The 24,852-nt window shown below is 64.3% G+C and carries 22 protein-coding genes; 9 read left to right on the forward strand and 13 right to left on the reverse strand.

What is annotated here, in order from left to right; all coding sequences use genetic code 11:
• The first annotated feature begins 222 nt into the window (after nt 1–222).
• The 3 genes from DSD28_RS21575 (at nt 223) to rctB (ending at nt 2,104) form a co-directional block, all read left to right on the forward strand.
• Nucleotides 223–960, forward strand: coding sequence for a LuxR family transcriptional regulator (locus DSD28_RS21575; protein WP_119258495.1), 738 nt, complete (start codon nt 223–225; stop codon nt 958–960).
• Nucleotides 961–1,034: 74 nt separating this feature from the next.
• Entirely contained in the window at nt 1,035–1,691 is a 657-nt protein-coding gene (locus DSD28_RS21580) for an acyl-homoserine-lactone synthase (protein ID WP_119258496.1), read from the forward strand.
• 68 nt (nt 1,692–1,759) lie between these two features.
• Nucleotides 1,760–2,104: an SMa0974 family conjugal transfer regulator gene (gene rctB / locus DSD28_RS21585; protein ID WP_245424901.1), complete on the forward strand. Its 345-nt coding sequence runs from the start codon at nt 1,760–1,762 to the stop codon at nt 2,102–2,104.
• A 45-nt stretch (nt 2,105–2,149) separates the two neighbouring features.
• On the opposite strand, the gene DSD28_RS21590 is transcribed toward rctB, so the two are convergent.
• Genes DSD28_RS21590 through traA form a run of 3 tightly spaced genes read right to left on the reverse strand, consistent with a single transcriptional unit; the run spans nt 2,150 to nt 9,528 of the window.
• A complete protein-coding gene (locus DSD28_RS21590) occupies nt 2,150–4,612 on the reverse strand; it encodes a zeta toxin family protein (protein ID WP_119258497.1) in 2,463 nt (820 codons plus the stop codon).
• Between the two features lie 2 nt (nt 4,613–4,614).
• Nucleotides 4,615–4,884, reverse strand: a complete 270-nt coding sequence (locus DSD28_RS21595) for a hypothetical protein (RefSeq protein ID WP_119258498.1) — start codon at nt 4,882–4,884, stop codon at nt 4,615–4,617.
• Between the two features lie 30 nt (nt 4,885–4,914).
• Nucleotides 4,915–9,528, reverse strand: a complete 4,614-nt coding sequence (gene traA / locus DSD28_RS21600; RefSeq protein WP_119258499.1) for a Ti-type conjugative transfer relaxase TraA — start codon at nt 9,526–9,528, stop codon at nt 4,915–4,917.
• A gap of 220 nt (nt 9,529–9,748) precedes the next feature.
• Between traA and DSD28_RS21605 the strand changes: the two genes are divergently transcribed.
• From DSD28_RS21605 to traG, 3 genes are read left to right on the forward strand one after another with little or no spacing between them, the layout of a single operon-like run.
• Nucleotides 9,749–10,036, forward strand: coding sequence for a TraC family protein (locus DSD28_RS21605; protein ID WP_119258500.1), 288 nt, complete (start codon nt 9,749–9,751; stop codon nt 10,034–10,036).
• Entirely contained in the window at nt 10,026–10,259 is a 234-nt protein-coding gene (locus DSD28_RS21610; protein ID WP_119258501.1) for a conjugal transfer protein TraD, read from the forward strand. The genes DSD28_RS21605 and DSD28_RS21610 overlap by 11 nt, the downstream gene beginning before the upstream one ends.
• A complete protein-coding gene (traG, locus tag DSD28_RS21615; protein WP_119258502.1) occupies nt 10,256–12,175 on the forward strand; it encodes a Ti-type conjugative transfer system protein TraG in 1,920 nt (639 codons plus the stop codon). The genes DSD28_RS21610 and traG overlap by 4 nt, the downstream gene beginning before the upstream one ends.
• Nucleotides 12,176–12,211: 36 nt before the next feature.
• Here the strand turns inward: traG and DSD28_RS21620 are convergent, their stop codons facing one another.
• The 3 genes from DSD28_RS21620 to DSD28_RS21630 form a co-directional block, all read right to left on the reverse strand.
• On the reverse strand, nt 12,212–12,601 hold the full coding sequence (locus DSD28_RS21620; RefSeq protein ID WP_119258503.1) for a hypothetical protein: 390 nt from the start codon (nt 12,599–12,601) through the stop codon (nt 12,212–12,214).
• Nucleotides 12,602–12,746: 145 nt separating this feature from the next.
• Nucleotides 12,747–13,187 carry a hypothetical protein gene (locus DSD28_RS21625; RefSeq protein ID WP_119258504.1) on the reverse strand — a complete coding sequence of 147 codons (441 nt, stop codon included), beginning with the start codon at nt 13,185–13,187 and terminating at the stop codon, nt 12,747–12,749.
• A 376-nt stretch (nt 13,188–13,563) separates the two neighbouring features.
• Nucleotides 13,564–13,752, reverse strand: coding sequence for a hypothetical protein (locus DSD28_RS21630; protein ID WP_119258505.1), 189 nt, complete (start codon nt 13,750–13,752; stop codon nt 13,564–13,566).
• 523 nt (nt 13,753–14,275) lie between these two features.
• On the opposite strand from DSD28_RS21630, the gene DSD28_RS21635 reads away from it, so the two are divergent.
• Nucleotides 14,276–14,545, forward strand: a complete 270-nt coding sequence (locus DSD28_RS21635) for a WGR domain-containing protein (protein ID WP_119258621.1) — start codon at nt 14,276–14,278, stop codon at nt 14,543–14,545.
• Nucleotides 14,546–14,641: 96 nt separating this feature from the next.
• Here the strand turns inward: DSD28_RS21635 and DSD28_RS21640 are convergent, their stop codons facing one another.
• From DSD28_RS21640 to DSD28_RS21655, 4 genes are all read right to left on the reverse strand, one after another.
• A complete protein-coding gene (locus tag DSD28_RS21640) occupies nt 14,642–14,842 on the reverse strand; it encodes a hypothetical protein (RefSeq protein ID WP_119258506.1) in 201 nt (66 codons plus the stop codon).
• A 222-nt stretch (nt 14,843–15,064) separates the two neighbouring features.
• Nucleotides 15,065–15,391, reverse strand: a complete 327-nt coding sequence (locus DSD28_RS21645) for a DUF736 family protein (protein WP_119258507.1) — start codon at nt 15,389–15,391, stop codon at nt 15,065–15,067.
• Between the two features lie 62 nt (nt 15,392–15,453).
• A complete protein-coding gene (locus DSD28_RS21650; RefSeq protein ID WP_119258508.1) occupies nt 15,454–15,777 on the reverse strand; it encodes a DUF736 domain-containing protein in 324 nt (107 codons plus the stop codon).
• 711 nt (nt 15,778–16,488) lie between these two features.
• Complete coding sequence (locus tag DSD28_RS21655; RefSeq protein ID WP_119258509.1) at nt 16,489–17,025, reverse strand: hypothetical protein; 537 nt, start codon at nt 17,023–17,025, stop codon at nt 16,489–16,491.
• 307 nt (nt 17,026–17,332) lie between these two features.
• On the opposite strand from DSD28_RS21655, the gene DSD28_RS21660 reads away from it, so the two are divergent.
• On the forward strand, nt 17,333–17,590 hold the full coding sequence (locus DSD28_RS21660; RefSeq protein ID WP_119258510.1) for a ribbon-helix-helix domain-containing protein: 258 nt from the start codon (nt 17,333–17,335) through the stop codon (nt 17,588–17,590).
• Nucleotides 17,590–17,961 carry a type II toxin-antitoxin system RelE/ParE family toxin gene (locus tag DSD28_RS21665; RefSeq protein ID WP_119258511.1) on the forward strand — a complete coding sequence of 124 codons (372 nt, stop codon included), beginning with the start codon at nt 17,590–17,592 and terminating at the stop codon, nt 17,959–17,961. The genes DSD28_RS21660 and DSD28_RS21665 overlap by 1 nt, the downstream gene beginning before the upstream one ends.
• Nucleotides 17,962–18,032: 71 nt before the next feature.
• Here the strand turns inward: DSD28_RS21665 and DSD28_RS21670 are convergent, their stop codons facing one another.
• The 3 genes from DSD28_RS21670 to DSD28_RS21680 all read right to left on the reverse strand — a co-directional run bounded on the left by DSD28_RS21670 (nt 18,033) and on the right by DSD28_RS21680 (nt 24,817).
• The gene (locus DSD28_RS21670) at nt 18,033–18,974 is read right to left on the reverse strand and encodes a DUF2493 domain-containing protein (protein ID WP_119258512.1); all 942 of its coding nucleotides are present in this window, start codon (nt 18,972–18,974) and stop codon (nt 18,033–18,035) included.
• Between the two features lie 323 nt (nt 18,975–19,297).
• Nucleotides 19,298–20,332, reverse strand: a complete 1,035-nt coding sequence (locus DSD28_RS21675) for a DUF7146 domain-containing protein (RefSeq protein ID WP_119258513.1) — start codon at nt 20,330–20,332, stop codon at nt 19,298–19,300.
• Nucleotides 20,333–20,344: 12 nt separating this feature from the next.
• Nucleotides 20,345–24,817 (reverse strand): bifunctional class I SAM-dependent methyltransferase/DEAD/DEAH box helicase, encoded by a 4,473-nt coding sequence (locus DSD28_RS21680; RefSeq protein WP_119258514.1) that lies wholly within the window; start codon nt 24,815–24,817, stop codon nt 20,345–20,347.
• Between the last annotated feature and the right edge of the window lie 35 nt (nt 24,818–24,852).

Consider the following 24,852-nt stretch of genomic DNA (forward strand, 5'->3'; position numbering starts at 1 on the left):
CGACTCCGACCGCTCATGGTCTCAACCAGGCTGAAGATCGTCATCCTTGCTCCCAACGTTAGCTTTGACCAGTGCGTCGAAAGGCGAGACTGTCGCATCTCTAACTGGCCCAACTGTCGCATTACTAAATAGCCCTTACAGTTATATCATAACCACACATAATAGTGGAGGAACGCGACTGACATCGGGCCGAACGGTGGCCCACACCCTTGGAGCAGCCAAATGAATTCAAAAAGACCTTCTCGGTTTGAGAGGATTACACTTGAGGTCCAGGACGCTGAAAGCGTTCAAGACGCACTTCAAATATTCCAGCTCGCATACGGGGTGGACTTCTCAACATATCATCTCGCGCTCACGATTGTGGATATTGTGGACACGCCCTACGTGCGCACCACCTATCGCGATGGCTGGGTTTCCCGCTATCTCCTGCGTGACTACGTCAGGATCGACCCTGTTCTCCGCGAAGGACTCGTCCGGCAGTTGCCGTTCGATTGGCGCGAAGTCGAGATTCCATCTGCCGCGCACGAATTCCTACTCGATGCGCAAGATCATGGCGTTGGCGCCAACGGCTACTCGATCCCGATCGTCGACAAGTCGCGACGAGCGCTACTCTCACTGAACTCGCGGCAGGCGGGCGACGAATGGAGCGAAACCGTCGCGCACTATCGGGAGGAATGGCTGGAGCTTGCATTCCTGATCCATCACAAAGCGATCTTCGAGCTCTATGGACAGCACGATCCCATACCACAGCTTTCGGCACGCGAACTCGAGTGCCTGCATTGGAGGGCTCTCGGCAAGGACAGCGGCGACATCGCCGTCCTGCTGAAGCTGTCGGAGCATACCACGCGAGCCTACCTTAAGTCCGCTCGCAACAAGCTCGGTGGCGGCTCGATCACCTACGCGGTCGCCCGAGCGATCCAGCTTCGGCTGATTTATCCCTTTGGCAATACCCCCAGCTGAGGGTATCCATCTGGGGAATTTATCGCACGTGATTTGATCCGCATGATGACCTCCATCAACCTATGGAGGCACCGATGTATGTTCTTGTTCAGGCTCACGAGTACCACAAGCACCGCGATCTGCTCGACCAGTCGTTCAGGCTGAGAAAAAAGGTCTTCGCGGATCAGCTGGGCTGGGACGTCTCCGTATCCGGCCTGCGCGAGCGAGACCGCTACGACGATCTGCAACCGGCCTATCTGTTGTGGTGCGACGAGGAGAAGAAACGGCTCTTCGGTTCGGTTCGCCTGATGCCGACCACGGGTCCGACCCTGCTCTATGACGTGTTCAGGGGCACATTCCCCGATGCCTGCGATCTCATGGCGCCAGGCATCTGGGAAGGCACCAGGATGTGCATCGACGAGGAGGCGATCGCACCCGACATACGTCCGGATCGCGCGTTTTGCCTTCTGCTTCTGGCGCTCTGCGAGGTCGCGCTGGACAGCGGCATCCACACGATGGTCTCCAATTATGAGCCGCATATGAAGCGGGTGTATCAGAAGGCCGGGGCGGAACTCGACGAACTCGGCCGATCCGATGGATACGGCCGCTTCCCAGTCTGCTGCGGCGCGTTTGAGGTTTCAAACCGCGTGCTCGTCGCCATGCGGGAGAAACTCAAGGTCAGCGACCGGCTTTACCGTCGGCCGGCGTTTCCAGCCCGAGCCATCCCGGAGCCGGCGCGGATATCGGCATGAACTGCCCTCGTCCGGCCGAGGCCAAGCACCGCTCGGCCGGAACGTCTCGAACCCCTGGAGTCGCTGCCATGTACAAACATGTCGCCGAAGCCTTCGTGCCGGTTGCGCATGCCCGATGCGTTGCCGAAAAGCTCTGCACGAAATGCTGCGGCCATTGCCTGTCGATCGACGTCGCCGGCTCCGACAAACTCCTCACCTTCGAGGACGCCCGCGCGATCCTTCGACCGGCGGATACAGGTCTTCAGATGCGCGTCGAAGGACAAGACCTGGTCATGTTCTGCGGCGTGCGAATGCTCTTGCAGGGCCAGCTCGCGGCCGTTGCCACTGTCCAGGCCAAAGAAGTCGAATGGCAGCCCGCGGGACACGTACCGTTCCGAGTGTTCGGAACGTCCGCCAGAGATCTCGGGCAATAGTGCGGAGTGGGCGAAGGATCCTCGGCTTACCCGGATCACCTGCGCTCACCGACGGACTCCAAGCTGATTTCCGCGCGCAAGCTCGCGGTTCTGCCGGAGGTTCCTTTCCTGCAGGGCGCGCGACTGCTCATGGACCTGCCGTAGCGAAGCAGCCTGGTCACGGGTTACTCCGAGCGACGATGCGAGTCGAGCGATGTCGCCCGCCTTCAGATCGACCTTGTCAGACGGCGAAAGCCGCCTGTTGACAGCGAGCGCGATGGTCTCGAACTCGCGACGAAGGGTGGGTTCGCTGTTCAGTCGGCGGATCTGATCGTGACCTTCACTCCTCAACACTTCCGTCAGCTTCGCCGACGGCGCCGGGATTTCCACCCGTTGCCGCGCCTGAGTTTCGCGATGCTGGGTCACGATCTGGTGCCGCTCGAAATCCACCGCATGCCCGTAATCGGCCAGCGCGGCCGCGAGCTGCGGCGCGTGGGCTTCGGCAGCCTGTCGCGCGGGACTTTGGCCGCGCAACCACGCTTTCCCCTCCCCGGCCATTTCTCCGAGACGGCCCTCGCGGACATCGTTGCCGGCGGCCGCGCCGCTCCGGGCATCGCTGATGCTCAGCACTGATGACGACACCGCCTGACTGTTGCCGAAGACGATCCGCGACAGGTTCTCGATCTCGGCGCGCTTTCCCGCCAGCCGGCTGGAATTTTGCAAGCGCCCATCGATTTCGCCTTCCGTCAGGTCCGGCAATTGGCGAGGCGGGATGAGCGCTCCGCGTCGAACCGGCGCGACATCCCGACCGAGGCCCAGCCTCCGCTCATTCTCGGCAATTCCCGCCACGAAGGCGGTCAATGTTTTTCGCCGGTCGTCATCGAGGCGATCATGCCGCGCCGTCTCAGCCAGGACCGCCTCCATCATCGCCAACGCCCGTGAGCGATTGGCGATATCTTTCGTGCCGAGCCTGAGATCATCCCGTTTCGGCCGGAAAGGTTCTCCGGCCCCATCAACCACAGCGGTCGCGATCGCGGCACGCTCGACGATCGTCATGTTCCGATCCAGTTTTCGCCGCGCCTCGGCGATTGCCGCCGCATATCCGGGTTCGACGATATGGGTCATTGCTTCATTGGGTGTGACCAGGCCCTCAGCGATAGCTTCCGCGGCGCGCGCAAGGGTTCTGCGCATGCCGGCGGCTTCAATCCAGGAATCCGCGACGTTGGCCAGACGCGACATTCGGTCCGTCGGGCCGAAGACCTCGCGGTCGATCGCGATCCGATTGAGCTCGACTCCGAAATGCTCCGTCAAGCGACGGCGTGAGCCGTCCGCCCTTTCGACAACGAGATCAGCCGGCAAGGGGTGGGCTGCCGGAAACTCCCGCGATGCCTGCTTGTCCTGCACGGACGCCCGCGCCGCGACCAGTCTCCCGTCGTCAGGAAGCAGGTCGATGTTGCTCGCCGCCTCGACCAGGCGCAGCGCCAAATAGCTCTGCGCCAGCCGCCCGACAGCATGCTTCTCGACGTTTCCGATCGGCCGGCGCTCCGCATCGCGCACCGCATTGTCGTAAAGCTCGACGAACAGGCGATAGCCGTCGGCGGAATCCTGGAGGATCGTACGGCCGCGCCGCTGCCCCTGTTCGCCATCGGCTTCACGCCGCCGGGCCAGCAATTGCACGACATCGTCGGCAGCACGCACTTCCACAGCGGTGACCCGCTCCTCCGGAGCCCGGCGCTCATCCATGCGCGCCAGGACATGATTCCAGTCGTCGGTGAACCTTTGAAGCTCGCCTCGCGACATTGGTCGCGACTGCTCGCGTTCGAGGGCAACCCGGCCACCCGGAGCGTGCGCCCACTGACCGTCGCGGAACTCGTTGTCGTAGAGGATCATGCCGCCTCGTGTACGGACCTGCACCCGATCGACCAGACGCTCGCTTTCGAGCTTCTCCAGGCTGACGCGAAGCCCGTCCACCGCGGCGTCGTGGACGTGCTGCGGCGGGATGCGCGCCGCCTCACCGGCATGCAGCATTTCCTCGAACCGGTGGTGCGTGCCCTGCCAGCTGAGGCGCGGGTTGACGGCGACGGCGCGCACCTCGACTTCGTAGCCGGCATCCCGCGACATCCGGATCACGCGCGCGGCATTCTCCGGCGTACGCATGGTCGTCTCGAAGACGACATTGACCTTGCGCCCCGTCGCCTCGGACAGCAGCTTCTCCGTCCAGCGCCCGGCGTCGAGCTGCGTGAACTGCGAAGCCGTCTCCGGATCCTGCTGCTGGTAGGCGAGAAAGCGCGGATGATAGGATCGGAGATCGTCGCCGACAATGCGGATCGTCGGCCCCGACGCGGCGAGCTCGGTCTCGCTCGCCGTCAGCCCCGCGGTCTTTCCGGCGCCCGGCTGTCCGCCGAGCAGGATCAGCCGCGGCCGGTCCGCCCTGCGCAATCCGTCAGGCAGATAGTCGCGCACGATGTCGTTTCGAAAAATGCTCTCGTTCCGTTCCGGCGAGAGCAGGCCGGTCGCCTCCTCCGCCATGATCAGAACTCCGCCCAGAACCGGACTTCGTCCTTCACGCGTGGTCCCCAGACCGCGATGGCGTCCTCAACGGCCGGCAGGTTTTTGGGGGAAAGGCTGTGCTGAAGATCGAGAAGCGCCCGGCGGCGAGTGCGCAGATCTTCGGCCGCGACCGGCTCCCGGTCCTCGAGATCGTAGATGCGGGCCGTGACGATAGCCCGGGCCTGGTTGAGGATCTCGATGGCGACCTCGGTTCGGACGATCGCGTCGTACTGGATTTCCTGCTCGGTCATGACTTGCTCCTTTTGCTTCCTTCAAAACTCTCACCAGCTGACGCCGCGGCCGCGATTGATAGTGCGCCGGCGGCGTTCGGACATGATCTCCTGACTGGCGCCCGTGCGGACAGTCTGCTGCAGCACCTTCAGCCGTTCGCGCATTGCGGCGAAGGCGCGGCGCTGCGCCGGCGGGACGCGATTGACGACGTCCTTCTCGCCGCGCAGGATCGCGTCGCGGCCGAACCGCTGGTCGAGCGCCCTGCTGACATATGCGAACTCCTGCCAGATCTCCGCCGGGACCGGGACGGCGGCCTTCTCGCGCTTGCGGTCCTTCTTCTTCGCCTCGGCGGTCAAACGCTTCAGCACCTCCTCCGCCTTCTCCGAGAGCGCCGGGATCGACACCGCCATGCGGCCGCGCTCTTCGGTGACTGCCTTGCGCTCGGCGTCGAGGGCTGTTGACCAGGATGTAGCCAGAGAGCGGATCTTCGCCGCCGCGTCCGGCACGGCCTGAAGCGCTTCCTTGCGTTCGCGGCCGACCGCGAGCAGCTTGTCCATGAGACGATCGGAGCCGCGGAGCGCGCCATAGGCCGCCGGATCGTTGCTGACGGCAGCGGCGATCCGTTCACCGGAAAAGTCCTTGCCGATCAGTTCTTCGATCTTGGCGACGGAGCCGGCGGGATCGCGCCAGATGCGCCCGGCCGTTTCGGCGAGCGCTGCGCGGTGATGGCTATAATGTGGAACACCGAGCGCCCGTGCGCGAGCCTCGTCATCCACCGGCGTCTTGAACTCCGTCACGGCAGCGAGCATCGGCAACCGCGGGATTGTTTCCTTGCCGGGTTCCACGCTCGCACCGGCGACGATCTTCGACCTGTCCTGTTTTTCTGCAAGATGCTGCTCGTCGGTGAAGCGCCTCACCACCTCGAACAGGCGCACCAGCTTTTCGCGGCGCTCATCGGGAAGGTCGCCCGGCATGCGCTCGGCGATATTGCGCTCGGCAATCGCATCGGCCTCCGCGGTGAAGGCGCTCCAGCCGAAGCGCGCGCTCACTGCGTCGCTCACCGCCTTCACCTCCTGCACGACCTCCCGATCCTCGACGGCAAAGGAGAACGCGGTCTTGTAGGCGTCGTCTCCGCCGTTCTTGCGCACCGCCTCGATTTCGACAAGACGGGTCATCGTGCGTTTCGAGACCGCCGGGATCGACAGGGACATATAGGCCCGGCGCTTCTTCTCGCGATCCTGGAAGCGATCTTCATTTCTGCGGAATTCCGTCGCATGCGCGCGCGCCAGAGGCAGGAGGTCATCAAGGGCCGCCATCGCCGAGGCGCGCTCATCGCGTGCCGCCCGGCCGTCGACCATGAGATCGGATCCGTGCAGTCGGCCGAGCCGGTTCGGCGCCGAGGCGAGATCGTCGGCAAGCCTGCGCGGCTCGGTCGAAGAATCCGAAGCGAGCGCGTTCAGCCGGGCCAGCGCCATGTCCGGATCGCGATAGACCTTCTCAAGCACCGGCTGCAGGATCGCCTCCCGCTCCTTCCAACGGTCGGAGGAAAGCTGCGCACGGCGCGCATCCTCCTCAATGCTGCGAGCAAATGCGGTCGTCGGCGGGATTAGGTGATATCCGACAGGGATGTCGGCCGCAATCGTTTCCGCCCGCTCCTCATTATAGGCGATGCTGCGTTCGCGCTCGATCGCAAAGCCAAGCGCGATGCTCGCCCGCTCCCAGAGCCGCGCCACCTGCCCTCGCCTTTCCGCGATCCACGCCAGCCGCCGGGAAGCCCCCTCCTCCATCCCGGCCGCGACCTCGGCAGCCAAGTCGATACCACGCCGCCGGGCGAAATCGCTGGCATGCGCCTGGTAGCCTTCCTCGCTCTCGAAATCGAGCGTCGTGGTCTTCGCGCCCGAACGGCCGAGACGCTCGACCATCTGCTTGAACAATTCCGGCCGATGGCTTTCGCGCTCGATCCGCTCCTGACGCACATCGGCGGCTTCCACCTGCTTCGCCGACCAGACATTGCGTTCGACTTCACGTTCCTCGGTTCGCTCCTCGCCGGTCTCCTCGTCGACGACGGACACCTTCACCTTGACGGTTTCTACATCATCCTTGCGGAGCAATACGGTATCGCCCCTGGAAACGCCTCCCGCCTCCAAGGCCTTAGGCAGACTGACGCCCCAGAGCCGATGCACGGTTCCGTCATCGGTCTTCACGTCGGCATAGGGACTATCCTTGGCGTCCTTGTCCTCGGGGCGAAATTTCGTTTCCCCAGTCTCCACAAGCTCGCCGGTGACACCGGCGGCATGATCGGCGCGCGCCCAGCCCCATTCCGGCTTCGCCTCGAAATCCTCCCGGGCCGCGTAAAGGACGGCATTGTCGCGATGGCGGGTCATCGCGACATAGGTCAGATGCTGGTCCATCATGCCGGTGGCGAGCACGAAGGTCCGGTCGACCGTCGCACCCTGGGACTTGTGAATCGTCGCGGCATAGCCGTGATCGACATTGTTATAGCTAGCCTCGCTGATCACGACGTCGCGGCCATTGTCGAGACGCACCGAAAGCAGCGGCCCGCCGCGTTCATCGCCGGTGGCAACGACCGTGCCGAGCATGCCGTTCTTCACATACTGCGGGCCAAGGCCGGGCGCGCGAGGCTCAAGGAACCGGGCATTTTCGAGGAAGATGATACGGTCGCCGGCGGCAAACTCGCGGACCCCGCGCGCGGTGCGGAAGTCACGCGCGCCGGTGAGCGCGCCGTCGTCGATCATGACCTTGCGCAGGGACTCGTTCAAGGCGCGGACGTCGTCGTTGGTATGGGCAAGCACAAGCATCTCGTCGCCGCGAAGGTGAGGCGCATATCCTGTCACGGCGAATTGTTCGACAAGCGCACGGCGCGCGTCCGTCCAATCAGCAACCATGCGGCCGATGATCTCGTCGCGCGTCTCGGCCTCGACAATCTGATCGTGCGCGGCATAGACGTCGAGACCTTTTTCCACCTCGCCACGGGCGAACAGATACGACGCCTCGCGCGCCCAATCCTGACGCTGGCGGCGCACACCGGCAAGTTCCGCAAAGCCGATCCGGTCGCTGATCGCGCGAAACGCCGCGCCCGCCTGGATCGGCTGGAGCTGCATGGCGTCACCGACCAGAACGGCTTTCGCGCCGGCGTCCTCGACCGCCTTGAGGACCCGTGCCATCTGCTGTGAGGAGACCATGCCGGCCTCATCGATGACGAAGACGTTGCCACGCTCCAGAAGATCGCGCCCGCCTTGCCACGCAAGCTCCCACGACGCGAGGGTACGCGACTTGATGCCGGAACTGTCTTCCAGCCCTTCGGCCGCCTTGCCGGACAATGCCGCGCCAAAGACCTGCCGTTCCTCCCCTTCCCAGGCTACCCGGGCGGAGGCAAGCAGGGTCGACTTCCCGGCGCCGGCAAGACCGACGACGGCCGCGATCGCATTGTCGCCGGTGACATGACGGACGGCGGCAACCTGTTCCATGTCCAGCTTGAACGCCTTTTCCGGATCGGCCGTTTCGACCTGTCGTACCGTGGCGGAAACCTTTTCAGCGGCGACGCCAAAGCCGGTACGCTTCGACAGAACCTCGGCCGACTGCGCCATGTCATATTCGATGCGCAGGATCTCGCGCGTGGTGAAGACCGCAGGCTCCGACGCCTTTCCGGTCTGCGCATCGATCCGCTGCGGCTTCAATGTGATGAGATCGTCCGAGGCCATCAGCCGCGCCCGGATATTGGCAAAGTCGGCGGGATCGTCGACATAGCGATGCAGCGCCTTGGCGATGTCCTTCTCGTCGAAGGTGGAGCGTTCGTTGGCGAGCTGCTTCAGCAGAAGCTCCGGTTCCGCAAGCAGCCGGTCGGCCATGTCCTGCCGCCGCGCCAGATCGGCCGGCGCGAAATACATCTCGGCGCCCTTGCGGGCGAGCGCCGCTTTCTCCGGGCCAAGGTGCTTCTGGGCAATGCCATCGAGCCCCTGCTCGGCATAGGAGCGGCCGTCGAGGCGGATGTCATGGCCGGCAAGTGCAAGATGCCGATTGGCCGTTTCCGCCCAGCCGATCTTCCATGCCTTCATCGTCTCCTTGTCGCCGGCCCAGATCTTGTAGACGATCTTGCCGTTCGGCCGGTCGGGCGTGACGACGCGCAGCGGCTCGCCGTCGTCGCCGAGCACCGCCACCTTCTTCGGCCCGAATCCCTCTTCCGTCAGCGGCCGGAGCGCCGTCATCAGATGGATATGCGGATTGCCATCCTTGTCGTGATAGACCCAGTCGGCAATCATGCCTTTCGAGGTAAAATTGTCCCCCACGAACTCGCGGACCAGGGCGATGTTCTCCGCCCGCGTCAATTCCTCCGGCAGCGCAATGATCAACTCCCGGGCAAGCTGTGCGTCGGCCCGCGTCTCGAAGACGTCGACGGCGTTCCAGAGCGCCTCGCTCGCCGCCGCCACCGTCTTCCCCTCGACAGCGGTCTTCAGCCACCCAGGGATCTGGTCCGGCAGCGCCAGCTCCTCATGCACCAGTTCGCGAGCGCCGCCACGGTAGCTGAAGGACGTTCCGGCCTGGTCGTCCATCATCCGGGCGCGGTGACGATAGGCGGCTGCGGAGACGATGCTTCGCCCTGCCCCCCGTCCTATCACCTGCGCCCTGACGAACATGATCGCCACTGCCGTCTCCTAACCTTCCAAGCACGTCGCGCCAGCGACGTATATTGCGCCCTCAAATCGATCGGACCGCAGGTCCGATGCCGCTTTTCCGGAAAACGGCCCAAGCCGGAATTCCGGCATCGACGTTTTGGGGACTTGCACACGGTAGCTTATTTTACTATCGTTTTCTAGTCAGTATAATCATCCAAATGATGATTGTTCACGCGGAAAGGATAGCGATATGGCCGGAAAATCCTCGATTGTTGATATTGATACGCAGATCGAGAGACTTCGCGAACGTAGAAAACTTTTGATAGTTAAATCGGCGGATCGGTTCGCCCGTGCGGCGACGAAGTCGGGCCTGGCTGAGATGGAGATCGCCGACGAGGAGGTCGATCGCATCTTCGAGGAGATCGCCGCGCGATTTCGGGAAGGGAAAAAGAAAAGGCCTGCTGGCGCATCTGCTGCGTCGCGTGGATCGGCAGATGGCGGCACTGGAGCGGCGACGGAGGTTTCTCATGACGGCTGAGCGGAAGAAGGAAGCCCGCGAAAAATTCATGCTCGGCGGCATCGTCGTGCGGGCAGGTCTGTCGAAGATCGACCGGGCCTTCCTCCTCGGCGGATTGCTCGAACTCGCGACGATCAGGCCAGGAACATCGGAGCACCGGCGGCTGCGCGATATCGGCGAAGAGGCATTCAGGGCACCGGCGCTCGACGGCATGGGTGGCGGCATGGTGGAGGCGGCTGAATGACGACGCTGACCAAACCGCATCCGAGCCTGCTGCTGGTTCTGGTGCCGATCGCCGTCACGGCATTCGCCTTCTATGTTGCCGGCTGGCGCTGGCCGGCGCTTGCAGTCGGCATGTCGGGCAAAACGGCGTACTGGTTCCTGCGGGCCGCGCCATTGCCGGCGCTTCTGCTCGGGCCGCTTGCCGGGCTTCTCACCGTCTGGGCGCTGCCGCTGCATCTGCGGAGACCGATCGCCGTGGCGAGCCTTCTCAGCTTTCTGCTCGTCGCCGGGTTCTACGGGCTGCGGGAATTCGCGCGGCTTTCTCCGTTCGTGGAGAACGGAGCGGTGTCATGGGACGGAGCGCTTTCGTTTCTCGACAGGATAGCCATCGGAGCGGCCGTCGCCGGCTTTATCGCCGTCGCGGTCGCCGCGCGCATCTCGACGGTCGTGCCCGAACCGGTGAAGCGCGCCAAGCGCGGAATCTTCGGGGACGCAAACTGGCTTCCGATGGCGGCGGCAGGAAAGCTCTTTCCGCCTGACGGCGAGATCGTCGTCGGTGAGCGCTACCGGGTCGACAAGGATATCGTCCGGGACGTACCCTTCGATCCCTATGATCGCTCGACATGGGGAAAAGGCGGAACCGCGCCGCTCCTCACCTACAAGCTGAACTTCGACTCCACCCATATGCTGTTCTTTTCGGGCTCGGGGGGATTCAAGACCACGAGCAACGTCATACCGACGACGTTGCTCTACAGCGGTCCCTTGATCTGCCTCGATCCCTCCACGGAGATCGCGCCGATGGTCGTCGAGCACCGCACCCGCGCGCTCGGGCGCGAGGTGATGGTGCTCGACCCGATGAACCCCGTCATGGGCTTCAACGTCCTCGACGTCATCGAGACCTCGCTGAAGAAGGAAGAGGACATAGTCGGCATCGCGCACATGCTGCTGTCGGAAAGCGTGCGCATCGATACATCGACCGGCTCCTATTTCCAGAACCAGGCGCACAATCTCCTGACGGGCCTCCTCGCCCATGTGATGCTTTCGCCGGAATACGAGGGACGGCGAAACCTGCGCAGCCTTCGGCAGATCGTTTCCGAACCGGAGCCGTCCGTGCTCGCCATGCTGCGCGATATTCAGGAACATTCCGCATCCGCCTTCATCCGTGAAACGCTGGGCGTCTTCACCAACATGACCGAACAGACGTTCAGCGGCGTCTATTCGACCGCGTCGAAGGATACGCAATGGCTGTCGCTCGAAGGCTACGCCGCGCTCGTCTGCGGCAATGCGTTCAAGTCGAGCGATCTCGTCAGCGGAGAGAAGGACATTTTCCTGAACTTGCCCGGCGACATTCTGCAATCCTATCCGGGTATCGGCCGGGTGATCATCGGCGCGCTGATCAAGGCGATGGTGCAAGCCGATGGCGGCTTCAGGCGGCGGGCGCTGTTCATGCTGGATGAGGTGGATCTGCTCGGCTACATGCGCGCGCTCGAAGAGGCGCGCGACCGCGGTCGCAAGCACGGCATCACCATGATGCTGCTCTACCAGTCGGTCGGGCAGCTGGAGCGGCATTTCGGCAGAGACGGCGCGACGTCGTGGATCGACGGATGCGCCTTTGCAAGCTACTCGGCGATCAAGTCGATGGAGACGGCCAAGAACGTCTCGGCGCTGTGCGGTGTGATGACGGTAGAGGTCAAGGGAGATTCGCGCGACGTCAGCTTCGCCACGAAGAACGGCTCACCGCGAAAATCGGAGAACATCACCTATCAAGCGCGACCGTTGCTCCTGCCTCATGAAGTGACCCAGACCATGCGAAAGGATGAGCAGATCATCATCGTGCAAGGCCATAGCCCGATCCGCTGCGGGCGGGCGATGTACTTCCGGCGGAAGGATATGAACAAGGCAGCAAAGCCCAACCGGTTCGCCAAGCGTCATCGCTGATTGCAGCAAGGGACCGATGCGGACGCGCGCGGCGCGTTATGGATCGGTACGGCGATAGCGTTCGGCCGGGTCGGTCTCGCCCGGCGGCGTGATCCAGTCGACGAACCTGGAATAGCCCATGGCGAAGGCGATCGAGCCGATGGCCATCAGAAGGATGGCCCAAGGGGGCATTCCGGGCGAAGCCTCCGGTTTGACGAAGGCTGCGAAGGCAAGCAACAGCATCACCATGCCGCCGAGGATCATCACGTTGACGACCGGGCGCAGCGCGGAAAGGACGGCGAAGGCAATGTACCACGCGGCATGGAGCGTTGCCGCCACCATGGCGACGACAATCACGAACGGGAGCCGAACGACGAAGCGCAGCGCGCGCGAAGCGGCGCTGCGCTTCGTCGCGCCGGTCTCGGTGGCTTTAGGCTCCATGGACATGGCTGGCTCCTTGGACGGGCGAACTCTTGCTTACGAGAGAGTCTAGTCCCGCAAAAGGATCCAGACAACAACGGCGCGACCGGTCCGTAGCGTGTCGCGCGCAGTGAGAGTTGAAGGGAGGCGTGAACGCCTCCCTTCTTCTTGTTCAGACGCGAGCCGCGACGAACCGGATGCCGGTTTGCTGGCGGATGCGGTCGAGAATATCGAAGAGGCCCTCCTGGTCAGCCGCCGGAACGATGGTGTAGTCGAGATCCACCTCGCAAACGTCGTCCTCGATGACGACCTTCTCGCTGATTTCGTCGAGGATGGAGATCGAGCCCGACTTGATCCATCGGCGTTCGAAGTGTGTGCAGACATGGTAGATCTCGTAAAGGAAATCTCCCGCCCAGGTGCCCTTGTCAGCGGCAAACTGCTTCTCCGTCTCCATTTCCTCAAGAAGCGCCGCAGCAACCTCGTCGAGCTTCGTGACCAGCGTGTCATGCAGGTCGCGCGCGAACGCGCTCTTGCATGCCGCTCGGTTCGCGACGACTTCGGTGCGAAAGGCGGCGATGGTCGGAACGAGTGTGAGTGCGTTGAACGTCATCATGATATGTCTCCTTTCGATTGACGAAAGGTGTCGACGTTGTTGCCCGGCGGGGGTCAAGGACCGCGGAACGCGGCATGCAAGCGGCAACGCTGATTTTCCGGCGTCGCCCAACAGGCGGTGGCGGAAAATCAGCGTTGCCGCGCCGTCCTTGAGGCCCGGTGGGCTGGCGTAGAATGGGAAGTCAGAAGAAGAGCCCGCGGCCCGAAGGGCCGCGCCGTCTCCGGCGATCAGCCGGCGGGGTGCGCGAGGGGCATCCCCTTGCGATGAGACGGCCGGTCGATCCGGCTGTCTCGTCCGGCACGCGTGAGCATCATCAAGGGCCGAAACGTGCGGGACCGCCGATCCGCTCCCGCACGCGAAGGATGGGACTGCTTCCCTAGAAGGGAAGCTCGTCCCAGTCGGGGCTCGCCCGCAGTTCGGCGATTGCCTCGGCACGCTCGCCAATCAGCTTGTCGAGCACGACCTTGCTCCAGTACCGCTCGATTTCGGGTGCGTCGCAGCTGTAGAGGTTGTCCTCTACCTCTGCGATCATCTGGTCGATATCCAGGTGGTTCTTGGTACGCATCTTCGTCTCCTTCGCTTCAATGACGAAGCGGGCCTATCGCTTCTCGACGAGCGGGTCAGGGACCGCGAAGCGGCCGCCGGGGCGGGGAGTGGGGGAGCCGATTTTGTTGGCGGGCGCTACGGCGACCGACGACAAAATTGGGGGCACCGCTCATCCTTGAGGCGCTTGTCGGGAAGCGATAGGCTAGGTCGTCATTGAGAGAGAGATAGCCACGGCCCCCAAGGGCCGTGTCCATCTCCGGCGACCAGCCGGCGGGGTGTGCGAGGGGTATCCCATTGCGGCAAAGTGGCCGGTCGATCCGGCTGCTTTGCCCAGCGAGAGTGAGCGTGACCGCAGGCCGAGACGGCTTCGCCGGCTCGGGGAGCGACGGCACGGCGCGAGTAGGGAGCGGTCGGCCAAGGGCCGGCTCGCCCAGATCACCTTTCCTCTGAACCGTCCACCTATCAGGAAATTGAATCGAACCCGGCCCTCCGATTCAAAAGTGTCGTTGGACGTCGATCGGCGAACGGGCGATCTTCTCGCCATGCTGATGCAACCCTATCATCTCTATACGGAACGCCTGGATGCTGGCCGGAATATGGCGCGCTTCTATGCCCTTGCGATCGAGCAGACGCTGTTCGGGACACCCTGCCTGGTCCGGCGATGGGGACGGATCGGGACTGGCGGTCAGGCGAAGGTGCATCATTTCGAGCGGGAAGAGGACGCGGTCGCGATGTTCCTGGCGCTGCTTCGGGTGAGACGGTCTCGCGGATACGCCACGAAAGCCACGGGCTCGATGCATGGGCGGCGCTAAACGACGATCGGAAGGATGGGATGGGAAGCGGAGCTTCGGGCCGGGGCGCCGGTCGATCCGGCGCGTCGGCCCAATCGTGCAAGGCAAAAGCCTCCCTCAGTGGGGAGGCTCGGCGTCCTCGGCGGCGATGCGTGCGGCCAGTTCGGCGCGGGCCTGTTCCAGCTCGGCCTCGATCTGGGCGCGCTCGGCCGGGTCGCAGTGGTTCGCTTCGCGGCGCAGCTCTTCGATGTGGTTTTCGAGGGTGTTCGTCATCGTCGTCATCTCCTTGATGATGTGAAAGATGACGTTGTCGGCCATGACGGAGCGGTGCGGGTCAAAACCCGCTTTAGCGGCTCGCGCGTGGGGGAGCCGATTTTTTTGTCGAGCCGCTTTAGCGGTTCGGCGGAAAAATTGGGGGTACCACGCGGTTTTGACGCGCGCCGCTCCGTCATGGCAGACTTGGCGATCTGAGCAGACAGACCTTCCTCTCGTGGGGCACCGCTAAAATCCGGCCGCGCCGGGCGGCCGGATCCTATGGGATCAGGCGTGGAAATCGACCGTGCAGCTTTCCTGAAGTTGGATAGCCCACAGTCCTGCCTGTTCGGGCGACTGCCATGCAACACCGGAAATCCGCTTTCCCGACGGGCACCTGACGACAACGGCGATATAGGGGATGCCGTTGACCGGGCTCGTGTTGCTCCAGCCATGGCCGAGTTCGACGTCGCTGGTGTCGAGCCGGTAGTCGGGCGCGTAATGGTTCGTCCGTTCGATAGGGTGCAGGGCGATCGGCAGGTCGAGGAGGAACGACAGGTCGACGTCGATTCCGAGCGGTCCCGGCAGAAGCATTGCGATCAGGTGCGTGTTCATCGTAGTCTCCTTCACGAGGGGCAAAAGGAAGCCGGCCCCTTGCGGGGCCGGTTCGGTTCGGCTCACTCCGGGTTGTTCCAGAGGATCACCTTCTTGTTGTCCTCGCCGCCCGGCGCGGGGGCCAGGTTCCCGAAGATGACGCCGATCTCGGGGGCCTCCATCCGGATCGAGACGTATTCTGCCCCGCTGCGCGGCGAGATCTTGTTCCAGCCCGCGCCGATCTCGAACCCGGTGCGCTTGTTGATGACGCGGTAGTCCGGGGCGTCCTCGCGGGACTTGTGGGCGTTGGGGAGGACGGCGATCGGGGCATTGACGCGGAGCGTTGCGAAGACGCCTTCCATCGAGCCGTCGGCCTTGGTGGTGAGGTTTGCGATCGTGGATGCCATGGTAGTTCTCCTTCGGTTCCATCGGGACCGTTCCCGATGTCGGCAAAGGAGAGGGCTGACCTGCTGCGGTCAGCTCGGCGGAAAATTTTGGAAAATTCGATTTGCCGCCAAAGCGGACAAACCGAAATCGAATTTTGCAAAAATTTCTGTCGAGTCTTACCCCTTCAGGGGTTGGCCGCAAAAGCAGGCAGTCCTCTACAAAGTCGGCATCAATGGGAACGGGCCGTGTGGAACCGGAGGTGATGCGTGCCGTGGCGTCCCGACTTGCAGCCTCTCCGCCAGCGCTGCGACCGCTCGATGGAGGTGACTTTGCCTATCGGTTTGCGCGCCATTGCCTTTGCCGCCCTTCCCGCACGACTACCCCGCGAGGGCGCTCCGGGGTGCCGACGTCATCGCAAGCGCCCGGCGTTCGACGGCGTGGGTTGGGACCGGGGTGAGACGTGCAGCGGGTCCGATATGCCGCGTCTCGACCCGGATTGAGGTCTTCGAGGCAGGCATTATCTTCCGCATCGGTCCTGGCCGCCGCGCCCGGCGGCGAGGACGGCAAGGAGACGATCTCTCTCTGCACGACATCGGAGGGGCCGAGCGGACCGGTCCCGCAAGGGGCCGGCTTCCTGAAGGGCGGCAGGAAGCCACGGAGATCATCGCAGCGAGACGCCGGCGTGCTGTCGGCCGGCCGCGGCCGGGCAAGACGCCCGCCGAACAGGCGTTTCATCGCCCGTTGGCGAGATGGCGCTCCCCGTCGGTCATGCGTGCCTCGATCCGCCCCACCAGATCCCGGCCGGCATTGCGCAGCATCTCATGCCAATCGGGAAGGCTTCGGAGCGTGAATGTCGCTCTGCGCATCGTGTCGTAGACGACGCAGGGGGAACCGGCTGCGGCAAGGCGCAGCATGTTGAGGCAGGTTCCCGGCGAAGCGCCATCCCAGACCATCAGCCCGTAATCGGCCCGCCGCGCCATCTCGCGATCCTTTTCGGCATGAAAGGCGTAGCCGTGCGCGCCTCCCGGCGCAGGCCGGTGATATGCCGCCCAGTCGCCCAGATTGTTGCGCGGCTCGCTGCCGGCATGGAAGACGCCGACATGCTCATAGCCATAGCCGGCGAGCAGGCTCTGCGCCTCCGCATCAGCTCCGGGCGCATCGCCGACCAACACGCCATGCTCGGCGGCGATCATCGCGCCGATGCGCGCTATCACCGGTTCCGGCAGCTCGAATATGTCGCGTGATCCGCCTACGAATATCATCGCCATGGTCGCTCTCCTTTTTCCACCAACAGGCCTACCCCCTCCCTGCCCACCTCTCCCTCTAGGCGACCGCATCGAAGGAGCGGAACGGCGAAGCCGTTCCGCGGACCAGCAGACGGCCCGGGCCGGCCTTCGGCCGGCTTTTGCTTCGCGGGAAGAAAGCGGGACCCAGCCGTGCCAGACCTCCGCTCGGGACCTGCGACGATGCCCATCACGGCCAAAGCCGGGGATGCCATGCCGATGTCAAATATTGACATTAAAGTCCCGGTACGGGAAAATCCGCGTCGACAAATCCAACCGGGAGGGCGCGGCCATGACCAGCAGCCTGCATGTGAGTTTGCCCGACGAAATGCGCGCCTTCGTCGATATGCGCGCAAACGGCAAGAACCAGTACACGACGCCGAGCGAATATGTGCGCGCGCTGATCCGCGAAGATATGGCGCGCGAGGAAGACCGCCGTTATGCGGTCCGCTCCCTGTTGAAGGCGGAGGAAGAATTCCGGCGCGGGGAAATGATGCCGCTGTCCGCGCTGGATGCCGTCGACGCGGAATTGGACGAAGAGCTGCGTTAGTGGCTCCCCGCATCCTTATCCTGCCGACGGCGCTGGAAAACTACCGTCTGGCGATCCGCGAGACGGCGCGAATCTGGTCGCCGCAACAGGCGAAAGCCTATGGACGCCTGCTTCGGAAGGGCTTCGAGGAGATCCCCGAAGCCTATGCCCGCGTGCGCACGAAGAAGGACGAGCGGGTGGGCAATTCCCTGTTCCGCCTCCACAAGATCGAGCATCACTATGCTGCCTATATCGTGGTGGACGACGCGACTTTTGTCGTCGCCGCTGTTCTGCACGAACGGATGGACATTCCCGCGCAGCTGCGCACCGTCGAACGATTGACGGACCGGGAGTACGAAGCCCTCATGGGGCACCCTCGCCCGAAGCGCTGAACGCGCTCTTCGCCGGGCTGATCGCCCGGCGGAGACGAGCCGCGTTTCGCGGCTGGAAAGGAAAACGGCGCTCACGCGCCGTTGCCTCCAAAGCGCCAGACCGGGATGCCGAGCTTGCGGGCCTTGTCGGCCATATTGCCCTGGATGCCGCCGCCGGGAAACAGGATCAGTCCAGTCGGCATCGTTTCGATCAGCTGGTCGTTGCGCTTGAACGGCGCTACCGTGCGCGAATACTTTTTGAAGTTTGGCGGGAAGGGGATCTCCGTGACGCCGCGCGTACCGGCCCAGCGTGCGGCGATGCGTTCAGCGCCGGTCTTGCTGCCGCCGTGCAGGAGGACCATATCGGGGAATTTTGCGCGGGCGCGGTCCAGAGCGTCCCAGATCACCTGATGCTCGTTGTAGTCGGTTCCCCCGGAGAAGGCGATCTTGGTGCCGGCCGGGATCAGAACCTCGGTCTCGGCGCGCCGGCGAGCTGAGAGGAAGTCTCTGGAGTCGATCATCGCGGCGGTCATGTTGGCGTGGCTCACCTTCGATCCGGTGCGCGGCCGCCAGGCCGAGCCAGTCTGTGCCGCGAACAACTCGGCTGCATAGTCGCGCATGAACTCGAAGGCGTTGCGGCGCTCGAGGAGCGAGATGCCCTCCATGATATGGCGTTCGAGCTCGACGCTCTTGACTTCCGAGCCGTCCTGCTCGCGCTGCCCGTTTCGCTGGGCGTCCTCGTTGCGCTGAAGCTCGCGCTGGATGCGTTCGCCGGCGCGGTGGAAGAGGTTGACCGTCGACCAGAGCATGTCTTCGAGGTCGGGCTCCAGCCGCGTGTCGCCGAGCATTTCGAACATCGCGTCGAACATCGCGGTCAGCGCGGACTGGACGACTGGCTCCTCCGGCAGCGGGCGCGGGTCCGGCTCGTCCTCGAACGGACGATAACCGTAGACCTGCATCTCGTAGATGACCCGGTCGGTCGGGGACGATGTGTGGAGCTCGGTAGCGGCATCGATGGGAAGTTGGACGTTCATGGTGATCTCCGTCGGTTGCGGCCGCGCCTCTCGCGGCCTGACGGCGATCCCTTTCCATCCGGCGGGCGGGCCGGAACCGCGGCGCTCGCGCCGCGGCCCAGCGCAGCGCCGGGCCGCCGGGGACAGGTTTTTTGCTCCGCGAGGAGCGCCGGCTTCGCCGGCGCGGGGAAAAAACCTGTCCCCGGCGGTTGGAGGCCCGAACGCCTGATGGTAAGGGTCGCCTCTCGGCAGGCCCGCAGGTGCGCGCTCATCCGTGCGGCGACCAGCATGGCCGCCCTCCCCTCTGCCGCTCCCGCCCCGCCCATCTCCCCATCACGGCCTCATCACGACGGCAGAAAGACGCTTGCGTCTTCCGGGGCGAGCTGCGCCCTGAGACTGCCGATCAGGCGGCTCGGGTCCTGCCGCAGATCGTCGTTGAAGTCGCCGAGTTCCGGGGCGAGCACCAGCGGCAGGATCCCGCGGGCCTGCGCCCGGCGGCTCAGTCGCTCGATGCCGCTCCGGCCAGCAGCGTCGGCGTCGGCGGCGATGTAGAGGCGCATGCAATCGGGCGGCAGCTCGAAGGCGGCGAGGTGATTGGCCGTCAGCGCCGAGACCATCGGCATGCCGGGCATGACGTGCGACAGGGACAGGATGCTTTCGAGGCCTTCGCCGGCGGCCATGACCGATACGGGGCGGTGGACAGGAAAGGCGAAGCGAACCGCATTGCCGAGCAGGCCGCCGAGCGCCCGGCGGGGATCGTCGACCAGCGCCTTGCCGCAACCATCGGGGTCGAGCCAGGTGCGATGCACGCCGGTGATCGTGCCACCGGGGTCGGTCACGGCCGCGATCAGCGCGGGGAAGCTGCACGTCCGGCCCGTTGCGAGATCGCGATAGTAGCAGGACGGATGATAGCGAAGCGCGGGGTGCAGGGATGCGCGCAGGATGCCGCGCTGGCGCAGATAGCTGTCCGCGAGGGTCCCCGCCAGCGGCTGCGACATGCGGAACAGGCGTTGCGCACGCTCGTCAGCCGGTCTTACGACCGGCGGATCGGTTCGGGCGTCGCCCCTGCGGGACGCCGCCGGATAGGGTTGCGGAAGACTGAGGAACCGCCTCGCCTCGTCAGCGACGTCGCGGAAATCGACAAGCCCGCAGGTCTCCCGCACGAGATCGAGCAGGTCACCATATTCAGCCGTGGCTCCGTCAGCCCACCGGCCGGCGCGCGGGCCGGTGAGGTGGACATAGAGCGACTTGCCCTTGCTGTTGACGGTGTCGCCGACGATCCAGTAATTGCCGGCCCTGCGGCCGGCGGAAAGATAGTGCCGGCAAACCGCCTCGGCATCGCGCGCAAGACGGTTCGCCAGTTCGGAGGCCGTGAGCATGGCGATCCTCCTTCAATTCCGGCTGACGACATCGAGCAACCGATGACGCTGCATCAGGCGCGAAAGGATTGCAGCGCCTTCCTCGGTGACCGGAATGAAGAAGCGCAGCTTCCATGCGATCATCTCCGAAAACAGGCCGATCGCGCGCAGCCAGTCGCGCATCCCGTCCGTGAAGCCGGTCAATTCGACGCGGTTGTCGTTCATGACCCGGACGCGGCGCACCGTCATCTCACCGGCAAGGCTGATGATTGAGGAGCCATCGACCACCGACCGCCAAGCCTGCTCCGGATCGAGCACCTCGCTCCGGTCGATCCCGAAATTGTTGCACAGCCGGGAGAGGCCGGCCGGGGCGATCACGCGGCCGACGATGCGCTCGCCATCGTCGGTCTGCAGGCGGTAGACCCGGCAATAATCCTGCGGCAGCAGTTTCCAGATCGGCAGTAGCAGGCCCGAGACGACATGCAAGGTCGAGGTCGAGAATTCCGGCACCTTGGCGACCTCGGCATTCCAGGCGGCGGCGAACACCTGTTCGTCCGCCTCCTCCCAGTTCGTCTCTTCGAGATGACGGATCTCGAAGCGCAGTTCGTCCATCGGCCGGATCAGCGCGACGCGCGGCTGGAGCGAGCCGTCGTCGAGCATGATGGAGCGTGTCGGGGCCATGACGGCGGCGCGCTCGGACTTTGCGTTGATCATCAACTTCGCGCGCGGATCCCGCGCCACCAGACGAAGGGCATCCTCAAGGAGCATCGGCCGGTTGCGGTCCAGGCGCTCGATGGTCAGAAGGTGCGACTGCGCGCCGGTGACCGGATGCGTGTAGACCAGCTTGCGATCCTTCAGCGTCATGCGATCGGCCGTCAGCGTCTCCAGGCCCTTGTCGTAGACGCCGGCGGCGATGGCACCCTCGATGCGGGCCGCCAGCAGTTCCTCGAAGGACTCGAAGAGGACGTTTTGCATGGCAATGGTCAGCGCCAGCATGCGATTGAGGAAGGTGTGGATCGGCGGCAATTCATCCGTCAACCCACCATCCTCGTCGCAGAGTGAGAGGCCCGTGATCGTCTCGAAGGCTTCCAGCGAGCAGCCGGTGACCGCACCGCTATGGACGCGCTTGTAGAATTGCCTGAGCGCATCGCGGGCGTATTGGGATTCGAGATTGTCCTCGCTGCGGAACATGCCCTGCCCGCCGGTCTGGCGCTGGCCACGGGTGATCGCGCCGAGCGTGTCGAGCCGCCGGGCGATCGTCGAGAGAAACCGCCGCTCGGCCTTCACATCGGTCGCGACCATCCGGAAGCGCGGCGGCTGGGCCTGGTTGGTGCGATGGCTGCGCCCGAGGCCCTGGATCGCGACATCGGCGCGCCAGCCGGCTTCGAGCAGGTTGTGCAGGCGCTGGCGCTGGTTCTTCGCGCCAAGATCGGCATGGTAGGAGCGCCCGGTTCCACCGGCTTCCGAGAAGACGAGGATCGGCTTCCGGTCATCCATGAAGGCGCGCGTCTCGTCGAGATTGGCGCTGCCCGGCCGGCTCTCGACGGCGAAGCGGGCAAAAGCGCCGTCCCCATCCCGGCGCACGATACGACGGGAGCGTCCGGTGATTTCGGCGACCTTGTCCGATCCGAAATGCTGGACGATCTGGTCGAGCGCGGTCGGGATCGCCGGCAGGCTGCCGAGTTTTTCCAGCAATTCGTCACGACGGGCAGCGGCCTCACGGCACAGGACCGGATTACCGTCGGCGTCATAGGCAGGTCGGGAAAGCAGATTGCCCTCGTTGTCCGAATATTCCTCAAAGAGCTGGGTCGGGAACGAGTTCATCAGGTACTCCGCGACGATCTCGCGCGGGGTCACGTCGACCTGGATGTCGTTCCATTCCTCTGTCGGGATTTCGGCGAGCCGCCGCTCGGTTATAGATTGTCCCGTCGAGATGAGCTGGACAATCGCGGCATGGCCGTCCGCCACGTCCTGGTTGATCGTGCCGATCAGCGTGGGCGTCTTCATGCTCGTCAAAAGATGATTGAAGAAGCGCTGCTTCGTGCTCTCGAAGGCGGAACGCGCCGCGGCTTTGGCATTTTTGTTGAGCGTTCCAGCCGCCGAGGTGATGCTGCAGGCTTCCAGCGCCTGATCGAGGCGATTGTGGATCACCTGATAAGCCTCGGCATAGGAATCGTAGATGCGGACCTGCTCCTCGGTCAGCGCGTGTTCGAGGATCTCATATTCGACACCCTCGAACGACAGCGAGCGGGAGCCATAAAGCCCCATCGCCTTGAGATCGCGGGCGAGCACCTCCATGGTCGCAACGCCGCCGTCCTCGACGGCGGCGATGAATTCGCTGCGGGTGGCGAAGGGGAAGTCGGCGCTGCCCCAAAGACCGAGCCGCTCCGCATAGGCGAGCGACTCGACTTCGGATGCTCCGGTTGCCGAGACATAAACGACGCGCGCGTCGGGCAGCGCGCGCTGAAGGCGAAGACCGGCGCGACCCTGCTGCGAGGCAGCCTTGTCGCCACGGTCGGACTTGCCGCCGGCAGCGTTGGCCATGGCATGGCCTTCATCGAAGATGACGACGCCATCGAATATCTTTGCTTCATCGACCACGCCATCATGATCCTCGCCCTCGCAGAGCCAGTCGACGATCTGCTGGACACGGGAGGACTTGCCCTCGCGTTCGTCCGTGCGGAGCGTCGCGAAGGTCACGAACAGGATTCCCTCGTCCAGCTTGATCGGCTTGCCCTGCCGGAAGCGCGACAGAGGCGTGACCAGCAGCTTCTCCTGACCGAGTGCCGACCAGTCACGTTGGGCGTCCTCGATCAAGGTCTCGGATTTCGAGATCCAGACGTGCCGCCGGCGGCCCTTCAGCCAATTGTCGAGAATGATGCCGGCGGCCTGCCGGCCCTTCCCGGCTCCCGTGCCATCGCCGAGAAACCATCCGCGACGGTATCGCACCGCGCCCTCGGTTTCCGGGCTGACAGCTGTGAGATTGTCGAACGAGGCATCGACTTTCCAAAAGCCGGCGAGATGGCCGGAATGGGCTTCGCCGGCATAGATCACGCTTTCGAGCTGGGCGTCCGAAAGATCGCCGGCGGTGATCACGTTCCTGGGGAGGTGGGGCCGATAGCTGGGCTTGGGCGGGGCAACCGACGCCATGGCGACGGACTCGACCAGCTTGTCAGGATGCGGCTTGGCGTCCGGAATGCGGATTGCCCGCAGCTCGTAGGGCTCGTAGATGCCATCGGCGACATCCAGCCGCGCGGATGGCGGCGCATCGCGCAGCTCGTAGCCGAGTTCGACGATCTCCTCATGGGCAGGCGCGGGGGCCAATGACGCCCGGTTCGGTGCGCGGGGAGAGAGCGCGGGGCCCGACTGCAATCCCGCAACCGCGGCGGGGCGCAGTGTGTCGGCGGCCTTGCGCGCTGCCATTTTCGCGGCGCAGGCCCGGAGAATGCCGTTGGACAGCGCGCCTATGGAGTTCGATGCGGTCGACGGAGAGCGCGGCGGCAGGCCCGAGATCCAGGATAGCAATGTTGCGAGATCGGGTGCGACACCGCGACTTTCGGCCAGCTTCGTCGGGTCGGCCGCCACAATCTTGTCGATGACCGTCAGCCGCGTTTCCATCGTCGTGCCATGACGGGCAAAGACGCTGCCTGCGATCGCGGCGCTGAACGCGACCGTACCGCGCTCCTGCAAGCGAACGAAGGCGTCACGCCATTTCGGATTGTCGGGAGAAAGGCTGGAGCCGGTGATGGCAACGAGGCGGCCGCCAGGCACAAGACGGGCGAAAGCCGAAGTGAGATGCCGCCACGCTGCATCGGCCATGCGACCCTCGACATGCACACCGGCCGAAAACGGCGGATTCATCAGCACGACGGTGGGACGGGCGACGCGATCGAGATAGTCGTCGAGATGGGCCGCATCGTGGTGCGTGACCGATGTTCCTGGAAACAGTTGCTCGAGGAGGTAGTGACGGACCGGCGCATATTCGTTGAGAACGAGGCGCGCATGGGCGAGTTCGCCGAAGATCGCCATGAGGCCGGTCCCGGCGGACGGCTCAAGCAGGACGTCGTCCGCCATGATGGAGGCGGCCCTTGCTGCGACATAGGCGAGTTCGACGGGCGTGGAAAACTGCTGGAGCCTCTGGGTTTCCTCGGATCGACGCGTATGCGTCGGGTTGAGCGCCGCAAGCCTGGTCAGAATGGAAAGAGCCGCCTCGGGCATATTCGTCCGGGCGGAAATGGCCGAGCCGAATTTGCGAAGGAACAGTACCTGGGCGACTTCCGTCGCCTCGTAGGCGTCCTTCCACGACCAGAATCCCTCGGCGTCCGAACCGCCGGATTCAGTGGTGAGGACGGTGCGCAGGTGGGCCGATGTGATGGACTGGCCTGCTTCAAGAAGCGGCAGGAGCGCGCCCCCGGCTGCAAAGATGTTGCTGGCGCGGCTGCGTTGTTCGGGCAAGCGGGGCTTGCTGGCAAACGGGTTCGCGGCAAAGGAGGACCGAGCGTTCATGGGAAACCTCATCGAGAGCGGGAAAGAGCCGGCCG

The organism is Shinella zoogloeoides, assembly GCF_003574625.1.
Taxonomy (GTDB): Bacteria; Pseudomonadota; Alphaproteobacteria; order Rhizobiales; family Rhizobiaceae; genus Shinella; species Shinella zoogloeoides_A.

What these genes read in the sequence shown, in the direction of transcription:
- DSD28_RS21590 (WP_119258497.1), bottom strand. Translation starts at nt 4,612, where the DNA reads ATGGCGGAGGAGGCGACCGGCCTGCTCTCGCCGGAACGGAACGAGAGC.
- DSD28_RS21595 (WP_119258498.1), bottom strand. Translation starts at nt 4,884, where the DNA reads ATGACCGAGCAGGAAATCCAGTACGACGCGATCGTCCGAACCGAGGTC.
- DSD28_RS21655 (WP_119258509.1), bottom strand. Translation starts at nt 17,025, where the DNA reads ATGGCGATGATATTCGTAGGCGGATCACGCGACATATTCGAGCTGCCG.
- DSD28_RS21625 (WP_119258504.1), bottom strand. Translation starts at nt 13,187, where the DNA reads ATGATGACGTTCAACGCACTCACACTCGTTCCGACCATCGCCGCCTTT.
- DSD28_RS21605 (WP_119258500.1), top strand. Translation starts at nt 9,749, where the DNA reads ATGGCCGGAAAATCCTCGATTGTTGATATTGATACGCAGATCGAGAGA.
- DSD28_RS21575 (WP_119258495.1), top strand. Translation starts at nt 223, where the DNA reads ATGAATTCAAAAAGACCTTCTCGGTTTGAGAGGATTACACTTGAGGTC.
- DSD28_RS21580 (WP_119258496.1), top strand. Translation starts at nt 1,035, where the DNA reads ATGTATGTTCTTGTTCAGGCTCACGAGTACCACAAGCACCGCGATCTG.
- DSD28_RS21610 (WP_119258501.1), top strand. Translation starts at nt 10,026, where the DNA reads ATGACGGCTGAGCGGAAGAAGGAAGCCCGCGAAAAATTCATGCTCGGC.
- traG (WP_119258502.1), top strand. Translation starts at nt 10,256, where the DNA reads ATGACGACGCTGACCAAACCGCATCCGAGCCTGCTGCTGGTTCTGGTG.
- DSD28_RS21650 (WP_119258508.1), bottom strand. Translation starts at nt 15,777, where the DNA reads ATGGCATCCACGATCGCAAACCTCACCACCAAGGCCGACGGCTCGATG.
- DSD28_RS21630 (WP_119258505.1), bottom strand. Translation starts at nt 13,752, where the DNA reads ATGCGTACCAAGAACCACCTGGATATCGACCAGATGATCGCAGAGGTA.
- rctB (WP_245424901.1), top strand. Translation starts at nt 1,760, where the DNA reads ATGTACAAACATGTCGCCGAAGCCTTCGTGCCGGTTGCGCATGCCCGA.
- DSD28_RS21620 (WP_119258503.1), bottom strand. Translation starts at nt 12,601, where the DNA reads ATGTCCATGGAGCCTAAAGCCACCGAGACCGGCGCGACGAAGCGCAGC.
- DSD28_RS21640 (WP_119258506.1), bottom strand. Translation starts at nt 14,842, where the DNA reads ATGGCCGACAACGTCATCTTTCACATCATCAAGGAGATGACGACGATG.
- DSD28_RS21635 (WP_119258621.1), top strand. Translation starts at nt 14,276, where the DNA reads ATGCTGATGCAACCCTATCATCTCTATACGGAACGCCTGGATGCTGGC.
- DSD28_RS21660 (WP_119258510.1), top strand. Translation starts at nt 17,333, where the DNA reads ATGACCAGCAGCCTGCATGTGAGTTTGCCCGACGAAATGCGCGCCTTC.
- DSD28_RS21670 (WP_119258512.1), bottom strand. Translation starts at nt 18,974, where the DNA reads ATGAACGTCCAACTTCCCATCGATGCCGCTACCGAGCTCCACACATCG.
- DSD28_RS21645 (WP_119258507.1), bottom strand. Translation starts at nt 15,391, where the DNA reads ATGAACACGCACCTGATCGCAATGCTTCTGCCGGGACCGCTCGGAATC.
- DSD28_RS21680 (WP_119258514.1), bottom strand. Translation starts at nt 24,817, where the DNA reads ATGAACGCTCGGTCCTCCTTTGCCGCGAACCCGTTTGCCAGCAAGCCC.
- DSD28_RS21675 (WP_119258513.1), bottom strand. Translation starts at nt 20,332, where the DNA reads ATGCTCACGGCCTCCGAACTGGCGAACCGTCTTGCGCGCGATGCCGAG.